Origin of the sequence: uncultured Hymenobacter sp., assembly GCF_964242765.1 — a bacterium.
In the GTDB taxonomy this organism is placed as follows: domain Bacteria; phylum Bacteroidota; class Bacteroidia; order Cytophagales; family Hymenobacteraceae; genus Hymenobacter.
On sequence record NZ_CAXTBM010000004.1, the window covers coordinates 64,270 to 81,389 of the forward strand.

14 protein-coding genes are annotated in these 17,120 nt (G+C 56.9%); 7 read left to right on the forward strand and 7 right to left on the reverse strand.

Annotated features, from left to right (window positions below; translation table 11 throughout):
* Positions 1 to 198 precede the first annotated feature (198 nt).
* Complete coding sequence (locus ACFE7X_RS02705; protein ID WP_375434121.1) at positions 199 to 1,047, forward strand: SDR family NAD(P)-dependent oxidoreductase; 849 nt, start codon at positions 199 to 201, stop codon at positions 1,045 to 1,047.
* A 93-nt stretch (positions 1,048 to 1,140) separates the two neighbouring features.
* On the opposite strand, the gene ACFE7X_RS02710 is transcribed toward ACFE7X_RS02705, so the two are convergent.
* Positions 1,141 to 1,476 (reverse strand): hypothetical protein, encoded by a 336-nt coding sequence (locus ACFE7X_RS02710; protein WP_375434122.1) that lies wholly within the window; start codon positions 1,474 to 1,476, stop codon positions 1,141 to 1,143.
* A gap of 396 nt (positions 1,477 to 1,872) precedes the next feature.
* Here ACFE7X_RS02710 and ACFE7X_RS02715 point away from each other — a divergent pair, with 396 nt between their 5' ends.
* Positions 1,873 to 2,535, forward strand: coding sequence for a hypothetical protein (locus ACFE7X_RS02715; protein WP_375434123.1), 663 nt, complete (start codon positions 1,873 to 1,875; stop codon positions 2,533 to 2,535).
* A 79-nt stretch (positions 2,536 to 2,614) separates the two neighbouring features.
* Here the strand turns inward: ACFE7X_RS02715 and ACFE7X_RS02720 are convergent, their stop codons facing one another.
* The 6 genes from ACFE7X_RS02720 to ACFE7X_RS02745 all read right to left on the reverse strand — a co-directional run bounded on the left by ACFE7X_RS02720 (position 2,615) and on the right by ACFE7X_RS02745 (position 11,117).
* Positions 2,615 to 3,586 (reverse strand): deoxyhypusine synthase family protein, encoded by a 972-nt coding sequence (locus tag ACFE7X_RS02720; protein WP_375434124.1) that lies wholly within the window; start codon positions 3,584 to 3,586, stop codon positions 2,615 to 2,617.
* Between the two features lie 134 nt (positions 3,587 to 3,720).
* Positions 3,721 to 4,257 (reverse strand): ATP-dependent protease subunit HslV, encoded by a 537-nt coding sequence (gene hslV, locus ACFE7X_RS02725; protein ID WP_375434125.1) that lies wholly within the window; start codon positions 4,255 to 4,257, stop codon positions 3,721 to 3,723.
* A gap of 128 nt (positions 4,258 to 4,385) precedes the next feature.
* Positions 4,386 to 6,956: a TonB-dependent receptor domain-containing protein gene (locus ACFE7X_RS02730; RefSeq protein ID WP_375434126.1), complete on the reverse strand. Its 2,571-nt coding sequence runs from the start codon at positions 6,954 to 6,956 to the stop codon at positions 4,386 to 4,388.
* Between the two features lie 142 nt (positions 6,957 to 7,098).
* A complete protein-coding gene (locus ACFE7X_RS02735; RefSeq protein WP_375434127.1) occupies positions 7,099 to 8,859 on the reverse strand; it encodes a pyruvate dehydrogenase complex dihydrolipoamide acetyltransferase in 1,761 nt (586 codons plus the stop codon).
* A gap of 187 nt (positions 8,860 to 9,046) precedes the next feature.
* The gene (locus tag ACFE7X_RS02740) at positions 9,047 to 10,381 is read right to left on the reverse strand and encodes a BNR repeat-containing protein (RefSeq protein ID WP_375434128.1); all 1,335 of its coding nucleotides are present in this window, start codon (positions 10,379 to 10,381) and stop codon (positions 9,047 to 9,049) included.
* Positions 10,382 to 10,502: 121 nt separating this feature from the next.
* Positions 10,503 to 11,117 carry a histidine phosphatase family protein gene (locus ACFE7X_RS02745; protein ID WP_375434129.1) on the reverse strand — a complete coding sequence of 205 codons (615 nt, stop codon included), beginning with the start codon at positions 11,115 to 11,117 and terminating at the stop codon, positions 10,503 to 10,505.
* 86 nt (positions 11,118 to 11,203) lie between these two features.
* Between ACFE7X_RS02745 and ACFE7X_RS02750 the strand changes: the two genes are divergently transcribed.
* The 5 genes from ACFE7X_RS02750 (at position 11,204) to ACFE7X_RS02770 (ending at position 16,946) form a co-directional block, all read left to right on the forward strand.
* Positions 11,204 to 11,647 (forward strand): hotdog fold thioesterase, encoded by a 444-nt coding sequence (locus ACFE7X_RS02750; protein WP_277229285.1) that lies wholly within the window; start codon positions 11,204 to 11,206, stop codon positions 11,645 to 11,647.
* Positions 11,644 to 12,903 (forward strand): chorismate-binding protein, encoded by a 1,260-nt coding sequence (locus ACFE7X_RS02755; RefSeq protein ID WP_375434130.1) that lies wholly within the window; start codon positions 11,644 to 11,646, stop codon positions 12,901 to 12,903. Before ACFE7X_RS02750 ends, ACFE7X_RS02755 begins: the two co-directional genes overlap by 4 nt.
* Positions 12,904 to 13,002: 99 nt before the next feature.
* Complete coding sequence (menD, locus tag ACFE7X_RS02760) at positions 13,003 to 14,895, forward strand: 2-succinyl-5-enolpyruvyl-6-hydroxy-3-cyclohexene-1-carboxylic-acid synthase (protein ID WP_375434131.1); 1,893 nt, start codon at positions 13,003 to 13,005, stop codon at positions 14,893 to 14,895.
* A gap of 79 nt (positions 14,896 to 14,974) precedes the next feature.
* Positions 14,975 to 15,799, forward strand: a complete 825-nt coding sequence (menB, locus tag ACFE7X_RS02765; protein WP_245119021.1) for a 1,4-dihydroxy-2-naphthoyl-CoA synthase — start codon at positions 14,975 to 14,977, stop codon at positions 15,797 to 15,799.
* A 280-nt stretch (positions 15,800 to 16,079) separates the two neighbouring features.
* Positions 16,080 to 16,946, forward strand: a complete 867-nt coding sequence (locus tag ACFE7X_RS02770) for a sugar phosphate isomerase/epimerase family protein (protein ID WP_375434132.1) — start codon at positions 16,080 to 16,082, stop codon at positions 16,944 to 16,946.
* Positions 16,947 to 17,120 lie beyond the last annotated feature (174 nt).

A 17,120-nucleotide genomic window follows, 5' to 3' on the forward strand; every position in this document is an offset into this window, starting at 1 on the left:
CAGCAGACAAGCCTGGAAAAGTGACGCTTCCTCTGGCGTTGGGTAAATCCGACTTTCTGCTTTCCGTTTACAGTAAAAAGCAACCCCAACCGTCTCCACCCCTACTTGCTCACTTTCCAACTGCTTTTCTTATGCTCTACTTATTCGGAAGCCTAGCCCTACACGATTCTCTTTCTTACAACGAAAACTATCAAGAGCATGAATTCCAAGAACATTTGGTTTGTGACCGGCGCATCGAAGGGCCTAGGCCTGACGCTGGTACAACGGCTACTGGCCCACGGCTATTCGGTAGCAGCCACCTCCCGCAACCTAGAGGAACTGAAACAAGTTGTGCCGCCTAGCAACGGCCGGTTTTTACCTCTGCACATGGACCTCGGCAACGAAGAAAGCGTGCAACAAGCCATTGCGACTACCATCAGCACCCTCGGCGGGCTCGATGTGCTAGTCAACAACGCCGGTTTTGGGCAACTGGGCGCGATAGAAGAACTTTCCGACCAAGAAACCCGCAAGAACTTCGACGTGAACGTGTTCGGTATGCTGAACGTGTTGCGCCACGCCATGCCCCATCTGCGCCAGCAAGGCTCCGGGCGTGTATTCAACATTTCTTCCATTGGGGGCTTCATGGGCAACTTCCCCGGCTGGGGCATCTACTGCGCCACCAAGTTTGCCGTCGATGGCCTGACCGAATCCTTTGCTGCGGAAATCAAGCCTTTCGGTGTCAACGCCACGGTAGTGTATCCCGGCTACTTCCGCACCGAGTTCCTGTCGGCGGGTTCCATGGGCAAGCCGCAACACCCGCTCGGCGCCTACCAAACCGTGCGCGACTCCCAAACCCAGCACGAGCAGCAAATCAACGGCAACCAGCCCGGCGACCCCGAAAAAGCCGCCGCGCTTCTCATCGAGGTAAGCGAGGCCGATAACCCGCCCCTGCACCTATTCCTGGGCGAAGATGCCTACCAGTTGGCCGCGCAGAAAATAGCCGCCGTGCAGCACGACATGCAGCAATGGCAAGCAGCGGCCACCGCCACAAGTTTCGCAGAAGCATAGTATAGCTTAGCTTCCATATAAAAAGCCCGTCACTGCTCAGTGACGGGCTTTTTATGTGAGTTAACATTCACCGTTTAAGGCAGATGAGCCCTTCTAATACGGGTTCATCAGCAGGAACAGCAGATTGTGATACACGATGCCCTGCTCGCCGTCGTGGGTGCCGTCGAGGCCGGCATCTTCCATCAGAGCTTCTACTTCCTCGTAGTCTTGCAGAAACTCCATTTCGATTTCTTCGGAGTCGGGAACTTGCGTGTATGCTAGGTAGCGGCGCTTCCTTTCCAGAGTAATGTACAGTTTTTGAAACTTGGTTTGGGCGACCAGCAAGGCATCGCAAGGCTCCATGTCCTCTCCGTCAGGGGTTTGGACGTAGATGGTGGTTTTCTCGGTTTCGGGCGTGTACTGAAAGAAACTGGCGGAATCGAGGCTCATAGCTGAAAAGCAACGGTGGTGGGCCTGGCAAAGGTAGTTTTGGTTGGTGAGCAACATGGCAAAAGGTAAATTTATCTCCTACCTTTGCCCGCCGAAAACGCTACCTGAGGCTACGCTACATAGAATAATAATCCAACTAAAAAGCAACGGCCTAAGGAACTGCATTTTGCCTATCCACAGGGAATTTTTATGTGCACATGCAACCTTACAGATAGTTACGCACTCATCTTCGTGGCCCATTAACCCGACAATAGCAACTACTCAATTGCCAACCATATGTTTATAAAGTACAAATTTTTCCTAATTCAATCACTTGTTCTATCAACCCTATTTGGCAGTGGTTGTGAGTCGCCTTCAGTCCCTGAGCCCGATTCGGCTAGTAGCGGCTGTATTTGGATGAGTGCCTCAGAGACACACGCTAATTCAGTTCGTCAGCTTCGCCTTGATTTCCATGATGAGCACCAATATACCTGCGCAAACTATGCCCTCACTACCAATTACAGGCAGGACGAAAGGCAGCTAAACTTCACCTTCAGTGGCGTTACGAAGCCCAATGGTATCTGCCTGACCTCTACTGGCCCAGCAACCTCATCCGTTGATATTTCCGGGTTAGCTGCTGGCACGTACACGCTGCAACTAAAAGTGGGCAACAAAAGCACTACGGGTGTACTAGAACTCGAAGATGCTTACCTGAATTTGCGCAGCAGTGACCCTGACGTAGTAGATGTGGCCACGCCTGAGTTATGGTTTCAACCGCCTCACATCATCTGGGGATACGCCACTACCATGCTTCCTGCAACGCAAGCTTCGGTAAGAGTACTCCGCGACTCGCTGCGGCTACTAGGAGCCACGCCACTTACCTTGACCCCAGGCACTTACCCGCAGTTCACTATTGCTGCCAATGGCCTTCCGCAACCGCCACAGGTTTCGGCAGGAACGAGGGCCCTGCTCCTACTAGCAAACTACCAGGGTTCGGCTGAACGGATTCAGGCTTTCGTTCGCCGCGCCAACGCCGCCACTCCCGGCCTCAACTTGTGGCTGAATACTTCAGGCATCTAGGTCCACCCAAATAGCAGACATTCACTAAAAAAGCCTCCCATATGATATGGGAGGCTTTTTCAGTGAACAACAAAGGCAATTACTGCCCCAGCACCATAGCAAACACCAGCGGCGCTACAATGGTAGCGTCCGACTCGATGATAAACTTCGGCGTGTCTTGGCCCAGTTTGCCCCAGGTGATTTTCTCGTTCGGCACGGCACCGGAGTACGAACCGTAGGAGGTAGTGGAATCCGAAATCTGGCAGAAGTAGCCCCACAGCGGCACGCTGGTGCGACCCAGATCCTGGTGCAGCATCGGCACTACGCAGATGGGGAAGTCGCCGGCGATGCCGCCGCCAATCTGGAAAAAGCCCACTGGGCTTTCCTCAGTGGCTTGCTCGGTATACCAGCCCGCCAGATAAATCATGTACTCGATGCCGGTGCGCACGGTGTGCACGTTCTGGATGTCGCCGCTGATAACGTGGCCCGCGAAGATGTTGCCGAGCGTAGAATCTTCCCAACCGGGGCAGATAATCGGCAGGTTTTTCTCGGCGGCAGCCAGCATCCAGGAGTCCTTGGGGTCGATCTGGTAATACTGCTCTAGCTCGCCGGAGCGCAAAATCTGGTAGAAGAACTCGTGGGGGAAGTACCGCTCACCGGCCTTATCGGCCTGTTCCCAGAACTTCAGCACCGAGTGCTCCAGCCGGCGCATGGCCTCTTCTTCCGGAATGCAGGTGTCGGTTACGCGGTTCATGTGGCGCTCCAGCAGGGCTTGCTCGTCGGCCGCCGTCAGGTCGCGGTAGTGCGGTACCCGCTCGTAGAAGTCGTGGGCGACTAGGTTGAAGATATCCTCTTCCAAGTTGGCACCCGTGCAGCTGATGATCTGCACCTTGTCCTGCCGAATCAACTCGGCCAACTGGATGCCCATTTCGGCGGTGCTCATGGCGCCTGCCAAGGTAATCATCATCTTGCCCCCTTCCGCGAGATGCTTGTTGTAGCCTTCGGCGGCATCAATCAGAGCAGCAGCGTTGAAGTGGCGGTAGTGGTGCTTAAGGAAGTTCGTTACGTTCATCGAATCGTAGGTTCAGTGTTAGTGGGTGTGCGGAATACAATCAAATTGCAGCCTGGAATCGTTCAATAGTTAGAGGTTACCTCGAAGATTCTGAATAGCGCACAATTGCGCCTGGGTTGCTTGCAAATCCAGCCTTAGACGGGCTGTTCAATCATCAGATTGTGGTTGGTGTAGATGCAGATGTCGGCCGCAATGTGCAGGGCATCTTCCACCATCTGGCGGGCCGTCAGGTGGGGGGCGTGCTTCTTAAGGGCCAGCGCGGCAGCCTGGGCATACATGGCGCCCGAGCCGATGGCGGCTACTTCGGAATCGGGTTCGAGCACGTCGCCGGAGCCGGCAATGATGAGTAGCTCGTCTCGGTCGGCTACCACCATCATGGCTTCGAGCTTGCGCAGGTACTGATCCTTGCGCCACTCTTTGGCTAACTCAATGGCGGCGCGGCGCAGATTGCCGCCGTAGCCGTTGAGCTTCTCCTCGAACTTATCGAGCAGCATGAAAGCATCGGCAGTGGAGCCAGCAAAGCCGGTCACGACTTTGCCATCCTGAAGCTTGCGAACTTTGCGCACGTTGCTTTTGGCTACGTGCTTGTCCATGGTGGCCTGACCATCGGCGCCGAGCGCAACTTCGCCGTTGTGGCGCACCCCCAAGACGGTAGTGGAGCGTATTTTCATTTAACAATCAACATTTATCATGGAACAACCCACTGCCATCTAACCCCTTTCATTCAACGAAAAAGAGGCACTGGTTACTACCGATGCCTCCCCTTCTGTTGAATAATAAATGTCAATCGTTAAATGAATCAGAAACGGGCCTGCAATTTAGCAAAGTAAAATCGGCCGTTCGAGCCCATCTGCACCGGGTCCCAGGCGCCGCCGGTTTCCGTGACTTGCGGGTTGAAGAACGTGGGGTATTGATTGAACAGGTTGGAACTGCCCACCGAGAATTGCAAGTGGTCGGTGAGGGCGTAGCTGAGCGAAAGGTCGGTGGTGGTACGAGGCGTGTACACCTGCTCTTCGCCGTCGTAATCAATCAAGGTCACTTCCGCGAAGCGCACAAACCGCAGGAGCGCGCCGAAGCGGCCCATTTGGTAATCGAAGGTGAGATTGATTTTGGATGGCGGGGCCGATGCTTTCACAAAAGCCTGCTCGCGCGGCCCAAAAAACTCGTCCTCACGCCCGGTCAGCCGTCCCGACGTTTGTACTCGGTCGATGCGCAGGCGGTTGAAGTTGGCGGCAAGGGTGGAATTGAGGCGGCCACTGCTCAGTGCAAGCGTGTGGCTCAGTACGGCATCCAGCCCCAATGAATTGGTGGAAGCGGCATTGGCAAAGAATTGCGCCTGGCCTACATTCAGGGCCTGCAAATCGGCACCAATGACGGGGTCATCGGCCGAAAATTGACTGGTCAGTACCACCCGGTCGTCGATTTTGATGTAATAGCCGTCCAAGGTCAAACTCAACGACGAACCCAACCGACTAGTCAACCCGATGTTGGCGCTGTTGGAGGTTTCCTGCTTGAGGCTCGGAATGCCTAGCTTCTGCGTGACGGCGCTGTTGTTGCGAGCCAGCAGCACTTCCACGGGTTGTCCGCCAATGAAGTTGGTGAAAGTGGAGTTGAAGTTGACCTGCGCCAGCGAAGGCGCCCGGAAGCCGGTGCTGTAAGTGCCACGCAGCGTCAGGAACTCGGTCAGGTTGAAACGGGTGGCCACTTTGTAATTGAGCGTGCTCCCGAAGTCGCTGTAGTGCTCGTAGCGCAGGGCCGCGGCCAGCAGCCAGCGTTGCGTCACATTCAGTTCGGCATCCACGTAGGCGCCTATGTTGCTGCGTTTGGCTTTGATGGCATCCGTGGGCTGATAGCCGGGGAAGCCCTGCGACCCTGCGGCTTTCCTGAGCGAATCGGGCGTACCAGCCGGGTCGTAGTTGCGGTAGGATGCTTCTTCGCCGGCAAACAGCGAGTACCACTCCCGCCGATATTCTGTTCCAAGGGCCACGTTCAAGCCTTGCAGCACGGTTTTGTAGTTGCGCGTGGCGCTTAGCCCCACCACATCCTGCTGCAACTGAAATCCGCCGGCGTCGAATGACGTCGGGGAGCTAGCCCCGAGTGAGGCATTGAGTGTGTTGCGCACGCCATACTCGAAACGGTTGGAGCCGAAATTGTTGCTTAAGTCCAGGTCCCAGTTGCCGGCTAGCAGCCGCACCCCTACCACGGCCGAGCCATCCCAGATGTCGCTGGTAATGATGGGGTCGAAGCCGTTGAGGTAGATGGAAGGCACGTTGCGGTCATCGTCGGCGAAGCGCGTCCACGCGTACGCGTCGCCGCCCCGCTTGTTCACGCCCCCGAAGGTATAGATGTGGGCTTTGTCGCTGAGCGGAAATTTGGCGTTCAAATACGCCGCCGTGTTCTTCACTTCCGGGTCGCCGTACTGGCGGCGGGCTATGCCGTCGGGCGACGGTACGTTGGCCCGTTGGGTATGCTCGCGCTGGTTGTAGTCGAGCGTGGCATTCACGAAGCCGCCGCTCTGCCCTACCCCAATGCCGTAGTTGACGTTGGCATTGAAATTACCACCATCAAAATTCTTGTCGTCGAAGCGGTATTTGGCGTCGTAGGCCCCGTAGTTGGCACTCACGGTAAGCTCCTCCACGCTTTTCTTTAGCACGATGTTGATAACGCCCGCAATGGCATCGGAGCCGTACTGAGCGGCCGCGCCATCCCGCAGAATCTCGATTCGCTCGATTGACGCTGCTGGAATGACGTTGAGGTCGGTGCCGGTATTGCCCCGCCCCCGCGAGCCGAACAGGTTCACGAGGGCCGACTGGTGCTGCCGCTTGCCGTTCACCAGCACCAGGGTTTGGTCGGGACCAAGGCCGCGCAGGCTGGCCGGGTCTACGTGGTCGGCGCCGTCGGAGCCGGTCTGGCGGTTGGAATTGAACGAGGGCGCCACGAATTGCAGCAACTGGTTCACGTCGAGCTGTCCGGTTTTGGCCGTCACCTCCCGAATATCGATTACATCTACCGGCGAGGGCGAATCGGTAACGGAGCGGTTCTGGCTGCGCGAACCAACTACCTGCACGGCGTCGAGGCTGGTACTGGCCTCGGCCAAACGTACGGTTAGGGCGCCGCCGCTGGCACTTACTTCCTGGCTGGCAAACCCGATGGAGCTTACCACCAGCCTTGACGACTCAGAGCGGGCCCGGAGCGTAAATCGGCCATCAGCGCCCGTCCCGGTACCGTTGTTGGTACCCTTCTCGACCACAGTGGCGCCCACCACGGGCTTACCGGCTGCGTCGAGCACCTGCCCCGTTAACGCCTGGCCCTGCCCGAAAGCAACCACGCTCGTTAAGCACATCAGTGTGATTGGTACAAAGTGTTTCATAGCATGAAATCAATGAAGTGAAAGTTTGGTAGTGCGGGGTGAGCAGGGCAGGAAAACATATAATTTCTCAATAAAGTGAATAAATAAAAAAACCAGCCCTTGCAGGCTGGTTTTTTAGAATGCATGAACTCTTGACCTTCTATCAGATCAGCATGCGCATGGGGTCTTCGAGCAAGCTTTTCAGAGTTTGAAGGAAAGCCGCACCAGTTGCCCCGTCCACTACGCGGTGGTCGCAGCTGAGCGTTACTTTCATAATGTTGCCGATGGTCAGCGCCCCGTCTTTTACCACGGCCGTTTGCTTGATGCCGCCCACCGCCAAGATGCACGCATCGGGCGGATTGATGATGGCCGTGAATTCGTCGATGCCGAACATGCCTAGGTTGGAGATGGTAAAGGTGCTGCCTTCCCACTCAGCGGGCTGCAACTTTTTGCTCTTGGCTTTGCCCGCCAGCTCTTTTACTTCGGTGGCAATAGTGGAGAGGCCTTTGCCATCGGCGTTGCGTACCACGGGCACCAATAGGCCTTCGTCCACGGCCACGGCCACGCCAATGTTTACCACCTTGTTCTGACGGATTTTGTCGCCGAGCCACGAGGAGTTAACGGCCGGGTGCTGCTTGAGCGCCACGGCAGCGGCCTTGATAACCAAATCGTTGAAGCTAAGCTTCACCGGCGACAGGGCGTTGAGTTGCGTGCGTACTTCCATGGCCCGGTCCATCAGGATTTCCATCGTCAGATAGAAATGCGGGGCCGTAAACAAGCTCTCGGACAGGCGCCGGGCAATAACCTTGCGCATCTGCGACACGGGCGTGTCGGTGTAGTCTTGCGAGGCGGGTTGCGCGGCCGGCGCCTTGGCCTCGGGCGCACTCGGGGCGGCCGTTTCGGGTAGCGCCGCTTTGATGTATTCGGGCTGCTCCGACGCAGCAGGAGCAGCGGCAGGCTGAGCGGCTGGTGCGGCACTCGGCTGTGCGCTTTCCAGGTCGCGGGAAATAATGCGGCCGTTTTCGCCGGAGCCTTTGATGGTATTTAGGTCGATGCCTTTTTCCTTGGCTATGCTCTTGGCCAACGGCGAAGCCAGTAAACGACCACCAGCAGGTTGCTGGGTAGTGGTAGCAGCTTGGGGCGTGGCGGCAGCGGCAGCGGGAGCCGTAGCGGCCGGAGCAGCTTCTTCTGGTGCTGGGGCCGCCGGGGCGGCGCTACCGCCGCTCTGTCCGCCGAGCAGGGCTTGCACGTCGGCTCCTTCTTCCCCGATGATGGCCAAAACGCCATCTACGGCAATGGCTTCGCCATCTTTCGGGCCGATATAAAGCAGGGTGCCATCCTCGTAGTTTTCCAGCTCCATCGTGGCCTTGTCGGTCTCGACTTCAGCCAGCACGTCGCCGGACTTTACTTTGTCGCCCACCTTCTTCAACCAGGCCGCAATAGTGCCTTCGGTCATGGTGTCGCTCATTTTGGGCATCCGCACCACAGTAGCTTTCTTGCCGTTGCCGGCTGGAGCAGCGGGCGCGGCGGCTACGGGCGCCGAAACCGGAGTGGCAGCCGGGGCAGGCGCGGGAGTTGGCACCGCAGGCGCTTGGAGCGCGGGGGTGGCTTCGGCTTTGGGTGCCTCAGTTGCCGCGGGAGCAGCGCCGCCTTGTCCGCCGGATAGCAAGCCCGAAAAGTCCTCGCCCTCTTTCCCAACGATGGCCAGAATGCCATCCACGGCTACCGATTCGCCTTCTTTCGGGCCAATATAAAGTAGGGTGCCATCCTCGTAGTTTTCCAACTCCATGGTGGCCTTGTCGGTTTCCACCTCGGCCAGCACGTCGCCGGACTTTATTTTGTCGCCTACCTTCTTGAGCCAAGTGGCAATGACGCCTTCCGTCATTGTGTCGCTCATTTTGGGCATTTTTATGATCTCGGCCATCTGCTTCTGCGGTTGAAATGAGTGGGCGTCAAAATTAGCCCGAAAATCCGGCGGTGCAAACCGCCGGTCAATTAGGGAATTCAGGATTATGCATACCGCCTAGTTACAGCCAGGGTTTTGCGGTCGGAAATAACGCACGCGTAGGCAATAGTATGTTGCATCGGGTTTGCTTTCCGTAGCAAGCCAACTAAGGAGCCCATTCGAGAATATAAACCGGCTGAGGCTTCAGCTTTTCCAGCGTCTCCCCGTCGCCTTGCCCAGTCCGCTGCACAAACAAATTCAGGCGGCCGGTTTGCCGCCACCGTTCGGTGTCGTAGCTCGGCTCCCAGTTACCGACGGGCTCGGTGTTCAAATCCTTGGTGGTCCATTGGTTTTTAGTTAAGTCGGGGCACTGCGTTATTGAAACCCGATCCTGGCGCTCCACGTCGCGGTATAGTACGTACACCGGCGGGTTGCTTTTGCCGTTGCCAACAACCACTTGGGGGCGAGAAATCGGGATTTTCTTGGTACCCGCTCCGCTCAAGCTGAACGGCGTGGTGCGCTGCCCGACTTGCGCCACGCGCCACTGCTTGTTGGCCAGATAAATCAGCTGGTACTGCGGCACCGTGGAGCCAGCGGGCCGCCAGTAAGTGGCAATGTAGGGGTTGCCTTGCGCATCGGTCGCCATAGAGGTCTGGTTGATCAATTCGCTGCGCTGCGGAATGCGGCAGGCGTACTCGGCGGTTTTCTCGGTGATGGGCAGTTGGTAGGCTTCGCCCGTACTTTTCTGCCAGGTTTTGCCGCCATCCAAGGAGCGGGCATACGCCATATCGTGGTTGGAAGCCACATCCGGCGACTCGCGCCACACCCACGACACGTGGAGGGTGCCACGGGCGTCGAGCGTGGCTTGCCAGTAGGCATTGCGCTGGCCTTCGCCGTCAATCAGTACGTCGTGCAGGCGCGTCCACTGCTTGCTTTTGGTGCTGTAGCGGTTGAGCACCATGTTGCCATTGCCGGAGCTACCGTCGCGGTACACGAATAGCAAGTCGCCGTCGGGGTACCGATAGAATTCCGGATACGTCACGTTCGATTCTTGCTTGCCGGTCATGGGAAGCAGGTCGGTTAGCTCCAAGGAGTTGGGCGCAACGCTGCGGCAGTACCGCAGCGGGTTGCCGTGGTGGTCGAAAGACAAATGCAGATAACCCGCGCCATCCACCATCAAGCTAATAATATTGTGCGCATCCGACACTTTGCCTTGGTAACGGGTGCGCTGCACTTGCCAAGTGCCGGCGGGCAGCGTACGGCGCCCCAGCACGATATATCCCACCGAATCATAGAAGGCGGTGTACTGTGTTTGCTGGTGCGTCACCACGGAGTTTTTGCGGAACACGGCCCCGTTCACGTTGTTGCGCGCCCAGCCCAGCCCCACTGGCACCAACCCACCCGGCTGGGCTACCAGCGCAACTTGCGCAACACTAGCGGCGCTGCCACTCAAGAGCAACAGCAGCATCAACCGACGGAAGGCAAGTGGCAAAAGCATCATGTTCGATAATTGGTGATGAAATGAAGTCGTGTTTTCCCAGGTAAATGCGCGAAAAGATAGCAAAATGCGCTTCGTCAAGTTCACTTTATGGGCCCCACTCCTTGCGGCTAATGCATCTCCATCAATCCAGGTGGGCTACGTCCAGGAAGTTACGCACCGTAAACATAGAGCCCGTGTAGTGCAACTTATACAAGCACAGGTTGCGATGCTCGAAAGCGTCCATCCGGCTGAGGGGATAGTTGAGGAGTTGGCAGAGCAGCACCCGCATGGCGCGGCCGTGCATGCAGATCAACACATTTTCTTCTTCGGGGCGGCTTTTTAGTAATTCGATGAAAGGTCGCTGCCGGGCGGCTACTTCGTCAGGGCTTTCGCCGCCGGTGAGGCGGGCGTGGGTTTCGCCCCGGTCCCATTGGTCGAGCACACCTTGATACTCGGCGTCTTCTTCGGCGGTGATGCGGGTACCCTCGCGCACGCCCCAGCTAATCTCGTTGAGGGCCGTGTATTGCTCGTGCGGCAGGCCTAGCTCCAGAAATCCGCGCACCGATTGATGGGTGCGGCGCAGCACCGACGTGTAGACTTTATCGAACGGCATATGTTGATAGGCGGCGAAAAACTGCTCGGCCTGCCGCCGACCCGTATCGTTCAAATCTGAATCGACGCCGCTGCCCTGCACAATGTTTTGCACGTTGTAATCGGTCTGGCCGTGACGGATTAGGTATATTTTTTTGACGCTCACTTTCCGGCTAGCTTTGCTGTTTATCCTTTAGAAGTACCGTTGCTTCTGGCCTTACAAGCCCCCAATGCTACAATTTTTCATTGCATATGGCACAATTCCCCACTGATCCTGCCCAAATCAACGCGTGGGCTAAGAACACCTTGGGTGAACATCTTGGCATCGAGATAACGGCAGTTGGTGAGCGGACGATAACGGGCCGTATGCCCGTTGACCACCGAACTCACCAGCCCATGGGCTTGCTGCACGGGGGTGCTTCCGTCGCCCTGGCCGAAACGCTGGGCAGCATCGGGGCTACCCTACAGGTTGACATACGCAAAAAAGCCTGCGTGGGGCTGGAAATCAATGCCAATCACCTCAAAGGCGTGAAATCGGGCTACGTGGTGGGCCATGCTACCGCCCTGCATGTGGGCCGCAGCACGCAGGTGTGGGAAATCCGCATCACGCACGAAGAAACCGGCGCGCTGGTTTGCATCAGCCGCATCACCATGGCCGTTGTCGATTTACCTCCCGCGGCCCAGCCGCAAGCATGAAGCGACCCGACGAACTTCGGCAACTGCCTTGGCCGGCGGCAACGATAGGCTTGAGCGCCTCTGCCCGGCTACGCCACCTTGTGGCTGGAGCGTTGCGCACCGGCCGCCCCTTGGCGGTGTGGCGCGAGCCAGGTACGGCGCACCCGCGCCTAGTGGTGGCCCGCACGTTAGAAGCCGCTTATACGGGTCTGCCACCCGCTCTTGATGCTACCGCCCCGGCCGGCTTCGCCTTTTTTCCGTTCCGCGACTCCGACCACAACCCGGCCTTGTTTCTGCCTGCGGATGTGCTTTTCAATACCGCCCAGCCTGATACCGTAGCGGTTGCGACGGCGGCCCGGTCGCTGATTCCGGCCCTGACCGCCTGGCTAGCCATGGCACCCGTCGAGCCGTTGGCGTGGCCTTATAGTACGCAGCCCGCCCCGCACGCCGCCACCAAGACCGAGTACTCGGCGCTCGTTCGTGCCGGTGTAGCGGCCATTGAGGCCAAGACACTGGGGAAAGTGGTGTCGTCGCGGGCGGCCCGCTGGCCCTTGGCGCCCGGCTTCGACCCGCTACTGGCTTTTGCCGATTTAAGCGAAAAGTACCCGCAGGCCTTCGTGTCGTTGGTGAGCGTGCCGGGCGTGGGCACGTGGCTGGGCGCTACGCCCGAGGTGTTGGCCGAAGTTACGGCCGACGACACGTTCCGCACCATGGCTTTAGCCGGCACTCAGCCCCTTGTGCACGGACAAGCGCCCAACACGGCTATTTGGCGGCAAAAGGAAATCGAAGAGCAGGCCTTGGTAGCGCGCTATATCGTGAGCTGCTTCAAGCAGTTGCGGCTGCGCGAATACGACGAAACCGGCCCCCGTACGGTAGCAGCGGGCGAATTGCTGCACTTACGCACCGATTTCGAGGTTAACCTGCGCCAAGTGCCATTCCCAAATCTGGGCACCGATATGCTGCGGCTGCTACATCCTACCTCGGCCGTGGGCGGTATGCCCAAGCAGGCGGCCCTCGATTTTCTACACCGGCACGAGGGCTACGACCGGGCCTATTACAGCGGCTTCCTGGGGCCCGTAAACTTGCCGGTGGCCGGCGTCTCACGCCTCTACGTAAACCTGCGCTGCCTCCAGTTGCGTCCCGCCGAAGCCATTCTCTACGCTGGCACTGGTCTCACCATCGACTCCGACCCCGCTCGTGAATGGCAGGAAACCGAATTAAAGCTAACCACCGCCGGGGCGGTTTTACACCCTATGGTGGTGCCATCGAGTGTATGACCGAAGAGTAGAAGTATCTCTGCGTAAGCAGACCGCCACAAAGCTGGCTACAACGTTCACTTCTTTCATCACGTCGTTACTCCCCCACTTAGCTATTCTATGCAGGCTGTTCATAATATTGCTGAAATCTGTGCCCGGCATGGCATTACGGACGTGGTGCTGTCTCCTGGGTCCCGCTCGGCCCCGCTGACGCTGGCTTTTACCCGTCACCCCAATCTGACGGTACGGGTAGTGCCCGATGAGCGCGCCGCCGCCTTCATTGCGTTGGGTATGACGCAGGTGCAGCGGCGGGCCGTAGTGTTGGTTTGCACGTCGGGCACGGCGGGCCTCAACTACGCGCCAGCCGTAGCAGAAGCTTATTTTCAGCATATTCCGCTGGTAATTTTCACCGCCGACCGTCCCCCGGAGTGGATAGACCAACTCGATGGCCAGACCATTCGCCAGCACAATCTGTATGGTGCCCACGCCAAAGGCGCGTTCGAGTTTCCGGTTGACACCACGCACGCTCATGCCAAATGGCATGCGGCGCGCATTGTTAATGAGGCCATCAATTTGGCGCAGGCCGGACCTGCGGGACCCGTGCAGGTAAACGTGCCATTGCGGGAGCCTTTCTACCCGAAGCAGGGCGAGGAAATCCGGTACGAGCAGGATGTGAAAGCGACGCGTGAGCTACCCACCCGACCTCAGTTGCCTGCTACCGTGCTACGTGAGTTGCTCGACGCTATTCGTAGCGCTAGTCGCGTGTTGGTAGTAGCGGGCCAGCACCCCGCGGATAGGGAATTACTGCTAGTGCTGCGCAAGTTTGCCGCCGCCTTCCAGGTGCCAGTGGTAGGTGACTTGATTGCCAACCTGCACCTGCCAACTCCTTCTGACAACGAGCACAGCCACCGTCCATTCGGCCGCCAAGACATCGTAATGGCTGCGCTGGACCAGAATCTGAAAAAGGCTCTGAAACCAGAGTTGCTTATCACCTTCGGCCAGTCGCTTATCTCCAAGGCGCTCAAGCTCTACCTCCGCAACGCGCAGCCAGCCCAACATTGGCACATCCAGCCGGCTGGCACCGCGGCCGATACGTTCCAGTCGCTCACGAAAGTGGTACCGCTGGAGCCAGCTGACTTTTTTGCTTCCTTGCTAGCAGAAGAGTCACGCCGTGCAGAGGGCAGTACGGAAGTTTCTGAGGCGCTAAATCCCCGTTTTGCGTTGCCGGGCCACACCGCTGCGCAAGATGCCACCCGGGTAGCAACGCCTCTCATTCCGCCTACTCCCCTAACATCATCGAGCAACGGGCAACTACAGGAGGCAGTAGCTTCAGCTAAAGCGGAATACCTGAAGCCGTGGCTAGCGGCAGAAAACCGAGCTACCGATTTTCTACTGGAATTCATACAGCAACCAGCACAGCCGTTCAACGAGTTTACGGCTATGTATCGCTGCCTGCAAATGCTGCCTGACCGCACGGCGCTGCACCTCGCCAATAGCATGACGGTGCGCTACGCTAATATTCTGGGGCTACCTAGTGAACTTGACGTTGAGGTTTTTGCCAACCGCGGTACCAGTGGCATCGATGGCTGCAACAGCACGGCAGTGGGCGCCGCCTTGGCGCAACCCGAGCGGCCCGTGGTGCTACTGACCGGAGATATGGCGTTTTTCTACGACCGGAACGCTTTCTGGCACAACTACCCGACGCCTAATCTGCGCGTGGTGGTTTTCAACAACCACGGTGGCGGCATTTTCCGCATCATCGATGGGCCACGTCAGCAGCCGGAACTGGACGAGTACTTTGAGACTCACCAGGCCCTGACGGCCGAGAACACCGCCCGGGATTTTAAGCTGCGGTACTTCCAAGTTTCATCATTCGCCGAACTAGAGTCGGCGCTACCGGTTTTCTTTGCGTTGGAAACCGGCGCGGCCTTGCTTGAAATAACCACCGAAAGCAAAACCAACGCCGCGTTTTTCGAACAGTATCGTGCGGCTGTTAAAGCCGCTTTTGCCTAATTCCCCTACTACTTGTTCTCTGCCTAGCATCGGCTTGCAGGAAACAAGCAGTGATTGATGCTTCTTTATTTCACTTCGTATGGCCGAACAACTTACTTGGACTCCGATCAAGGAGTTCCGCGAAATTCTCTTCACGCAGTCAGGCGGCATTGCCAAAATCAGCATCAACCGCCCGCAGGTGCATAATGCTTTCACGCCTCTGACGGTGCAGGAAATGATTGAGGCGATGGACATCTGCCGCAACCGCACCGACATTGGCGTCATTATCCTTACCGGCGAAGGCGGCAAAGCTTTCTGCTCGGGCGGCGACCAGAGCGTCCGCGGCCACGGCGGCTACGTCGGCGACGATGCCATGCCCCGCCTCAATGTGCTGGACCTACAGAAAATGATCCGTTCCATTCCCAAGCCAGTGGTGGCGATGGTGGCGGGGTGGGCCATTGGGGGCGGCCACGTGTTGCACGTAGTCTGCGACCTAAGTATTGCTGCCGAAAATGCCCGCTTCGGCCAGACCGGCCCCAATGTGGGTTCGTTTGATGGGGGCTTTGGGGCCTCCTACCTCGCCCGCGTGGTGGGCCAGAAGAAAGCCCGCGAAATCTGGTTTCTCTGCGACCAGTACAACGCCCAAGAAGCCCTCGATATGGGCCTCGTAAACAAAGTGGTGCCCCTGGAGCAGCTCGAAGAAACCACCGTGGCGTGGTGCAACAAGATCCTAGAGAAAAGCCCGCTGGCGCTCCGTATGCTCAAGTCCAGCTTCAACGCCGAGTTGGACGGCCAGGCGGGCATTCAGGAGCTGGCCGGCAATGCCACGCTGCTTTACTACCTCTCCGAAGAAGCCAAAGAAGGCAAAAACGCCTTCCTCGAAAAGCGCAAGCCCGACTTCTCGAAGTTTCCGAAATTCCCGTAACGGTCAGCATTTGCGCAATAAACTCGAAAGGCTCTACATCCCTGTCAGATGGGATATAGAGCCTTTCGAGTTTATGATTGCGAGCCAACAAAGTACCCAGTTAGCGCAAGTGTATAGCCATGCCCGCTATTCGGCGAGTTTTCTAGCTCTCTAGAGGAGCCGCAAACCTGTACTAGCAGAGCACGAGTGATGGGAGGCAGTACGTGAATTAGTTTATCAGATAGCACGAAAGCTTAACTTTATATCTACTTTATGCTATTCATCTAAACTCAGCTGTTCTATGAGGTTCATAACCGTGTTGGCACTGTCCGTTGCACTTACTACTTCGCTCAGCTTTGCTCCAAGTAAAGAATCTGTTCCGCAGATAGGCCTTGTGGCACCACTTGAGCAGGATAGCCTGCTATACGCCGCCGGTTTTCGGATGCTAGGTGAGGCTGTGAGTCGCACGATTTCACCCTCTCTTTCAGAAGAGCAGTTCCAACGAAACCTGGCCCGGATAAAAAAGGCAAAATGCAAAGTATATCTCTGCAATATTCTCTTTACCGGCAAAATAAAAATTGCCGGACCTAATGTGGACGATGCCAGAGTGGTAGCGTATGTCGACAGTGCTTTTTCGAGAGCCCAACAGGCCGGTATTCCTGTAATTGTGTTGGGTAGTGGCGGCGCACGCAGGATTCCGGACGGCTACGATGCGCAGAAAGCCCAAGCCGATTTTGTCGTCCTGTGCCGCAAACTGGCCGTTGCAGCTCAGAAGCACAAGATTATGATTGCCATTGAAAGCCTGCAAGCTTCCGAAACAAATTTTCTGACTTCTCTAAAGTCAGCAGCGGATGTCGTACGGGCGGTTAATCATCCGAACTTCAAACTCAACGCCGATATTTTTCACATGATGCGTGGGGGCGAATCGCCACAAAGCATTATTGACGCAAAAGATCTATTGGTTCACTGCGAAATTGCTGAAAAACAAACCCGCTCTTTTCCGGGTGTGCAAGGCGATGATTTCAAGCCTTATTTAAGAGCGCTGCGAAAGGCGAACTACAAAGGCAACATTTTTATTGAGGGCAACACAACTAACCCAGGTACTGATATACCGCTTTCTTTTACTTATCTGACCAAGCAGCTAAAGGAAGTGTACGCCGAGAAATAAGCCTTCCCCTGATAGCACAGGGCCAGCCCCCCTATATCTACCTCGCCTCTCCGAAGAAGCTAAAGAGGGCAAAAAGTGCTCCTTGAAAAAGGCAAGCCTGATTTCTATGAGCTAAGGCGTATGAAGATTAGATAGAAATTCTATTTCGCACTAGAAGTTAAATGGCTTCACCAT

What these genes read in the sequence shown, in the direction of transcription:
- ACFE7X_RS02710 (WP_375434122.1), bottom strand. Translation starts at nt 1,476, where the DNA reads ATGAGCCTCGATTCCGCCAGTTTCTTTCAGTACACGCCCGAAACCGAG.
- ACFE7X_RS02770 (WP_375434132.1), top strand. Translation starts at nt 16,080, where the DNA reads ATGAGGTTCATAACCGTGTTGGCACTGTCCGTTGCACTTACTACTTCG.
- ACFE7X_RS02735 (WP_375434127.1), bottom strand. Translation starts at nt 8,859, where the DNA reads ATGGCCGAGATCATAAAAATGCCCAAAATGAGCGACACAATGACGGAA.
- ACFE7X_RS02750 (WP_277229285.1), top strand. Translation starts at nt 11,204, where the DNA reads ATGGCACAATTCCCCACTGATCCTGCCCAAATCAACGCGTGGGCTAAG.
- ACFE7X_RS02715 (WP_375434123.1), top strand. Translation starts at nt 1,873, where the DNA reads ATGAGTGCCTCAGAGACACACGCTAATTCAGTTCGTCAGCTTCGCCTT.
- ACFE7X_RS02720 (WP_375434124.1), bottom strand. Translation starts at nt 3,586, where the DNA reads ATGAACGTAACGAACTTCCTTAAGCACCACTACCGCCACTTCAACGCT.
- menD (WP_375434131.1), top strand. Translation starts at nt 13,003, where the DNA reads ATGCAGGCTGTTCATAATATTGCTGAAATCTGTGCCCGGCATGGCATT.
- ACFE7X_RS02740 (WP_375434128.1), bottom strand. Translation starts at nt 10,381, where the DNA reads ATGATGCTTTTGCCACTTGCCTTCCGTCGGTTGATGCTGCTGTTGCTC.
- menB (WP_245119021.1), top strand. Translation starts at nt 14,975, where the DNA reads ATGGCCGAACAACTTACTTGGACTCCGATCAAGGAGTTCCGCGAAATT.
- hslV (WP_375434125.1), bottom strand. Translation starts at nt 4,257, where the DNA reads ATGAAAATACGCTCCACTACCGTCTTGGGGGTGCGCCACAACGGCGAA.
- ACFE7X_RS02705 (WP_375434121.1), top strand. Translation starts at nt 199, where the DNA reads ATGAATTCCAAGAACATTTGGTTTGTGACCGGCGCATCGAAGGGCCTA.
- ACFE7X_RS02730 (WP_375434126.1), bottom strand. Translation starts at nt 6,956, where the DNA reads ATGAAACACTTTGTACCAATCACACTGATGTGCTTAACGAGCGTGGTT.
- ACFE7X_RS02755 (WP_375434130.1), top strand. Translation starts at nt 11,644, where the DNA reads ATGAAGCGACCCGACGAACTTCGGCAACTGCCTTGGCCGGCGGCAACG.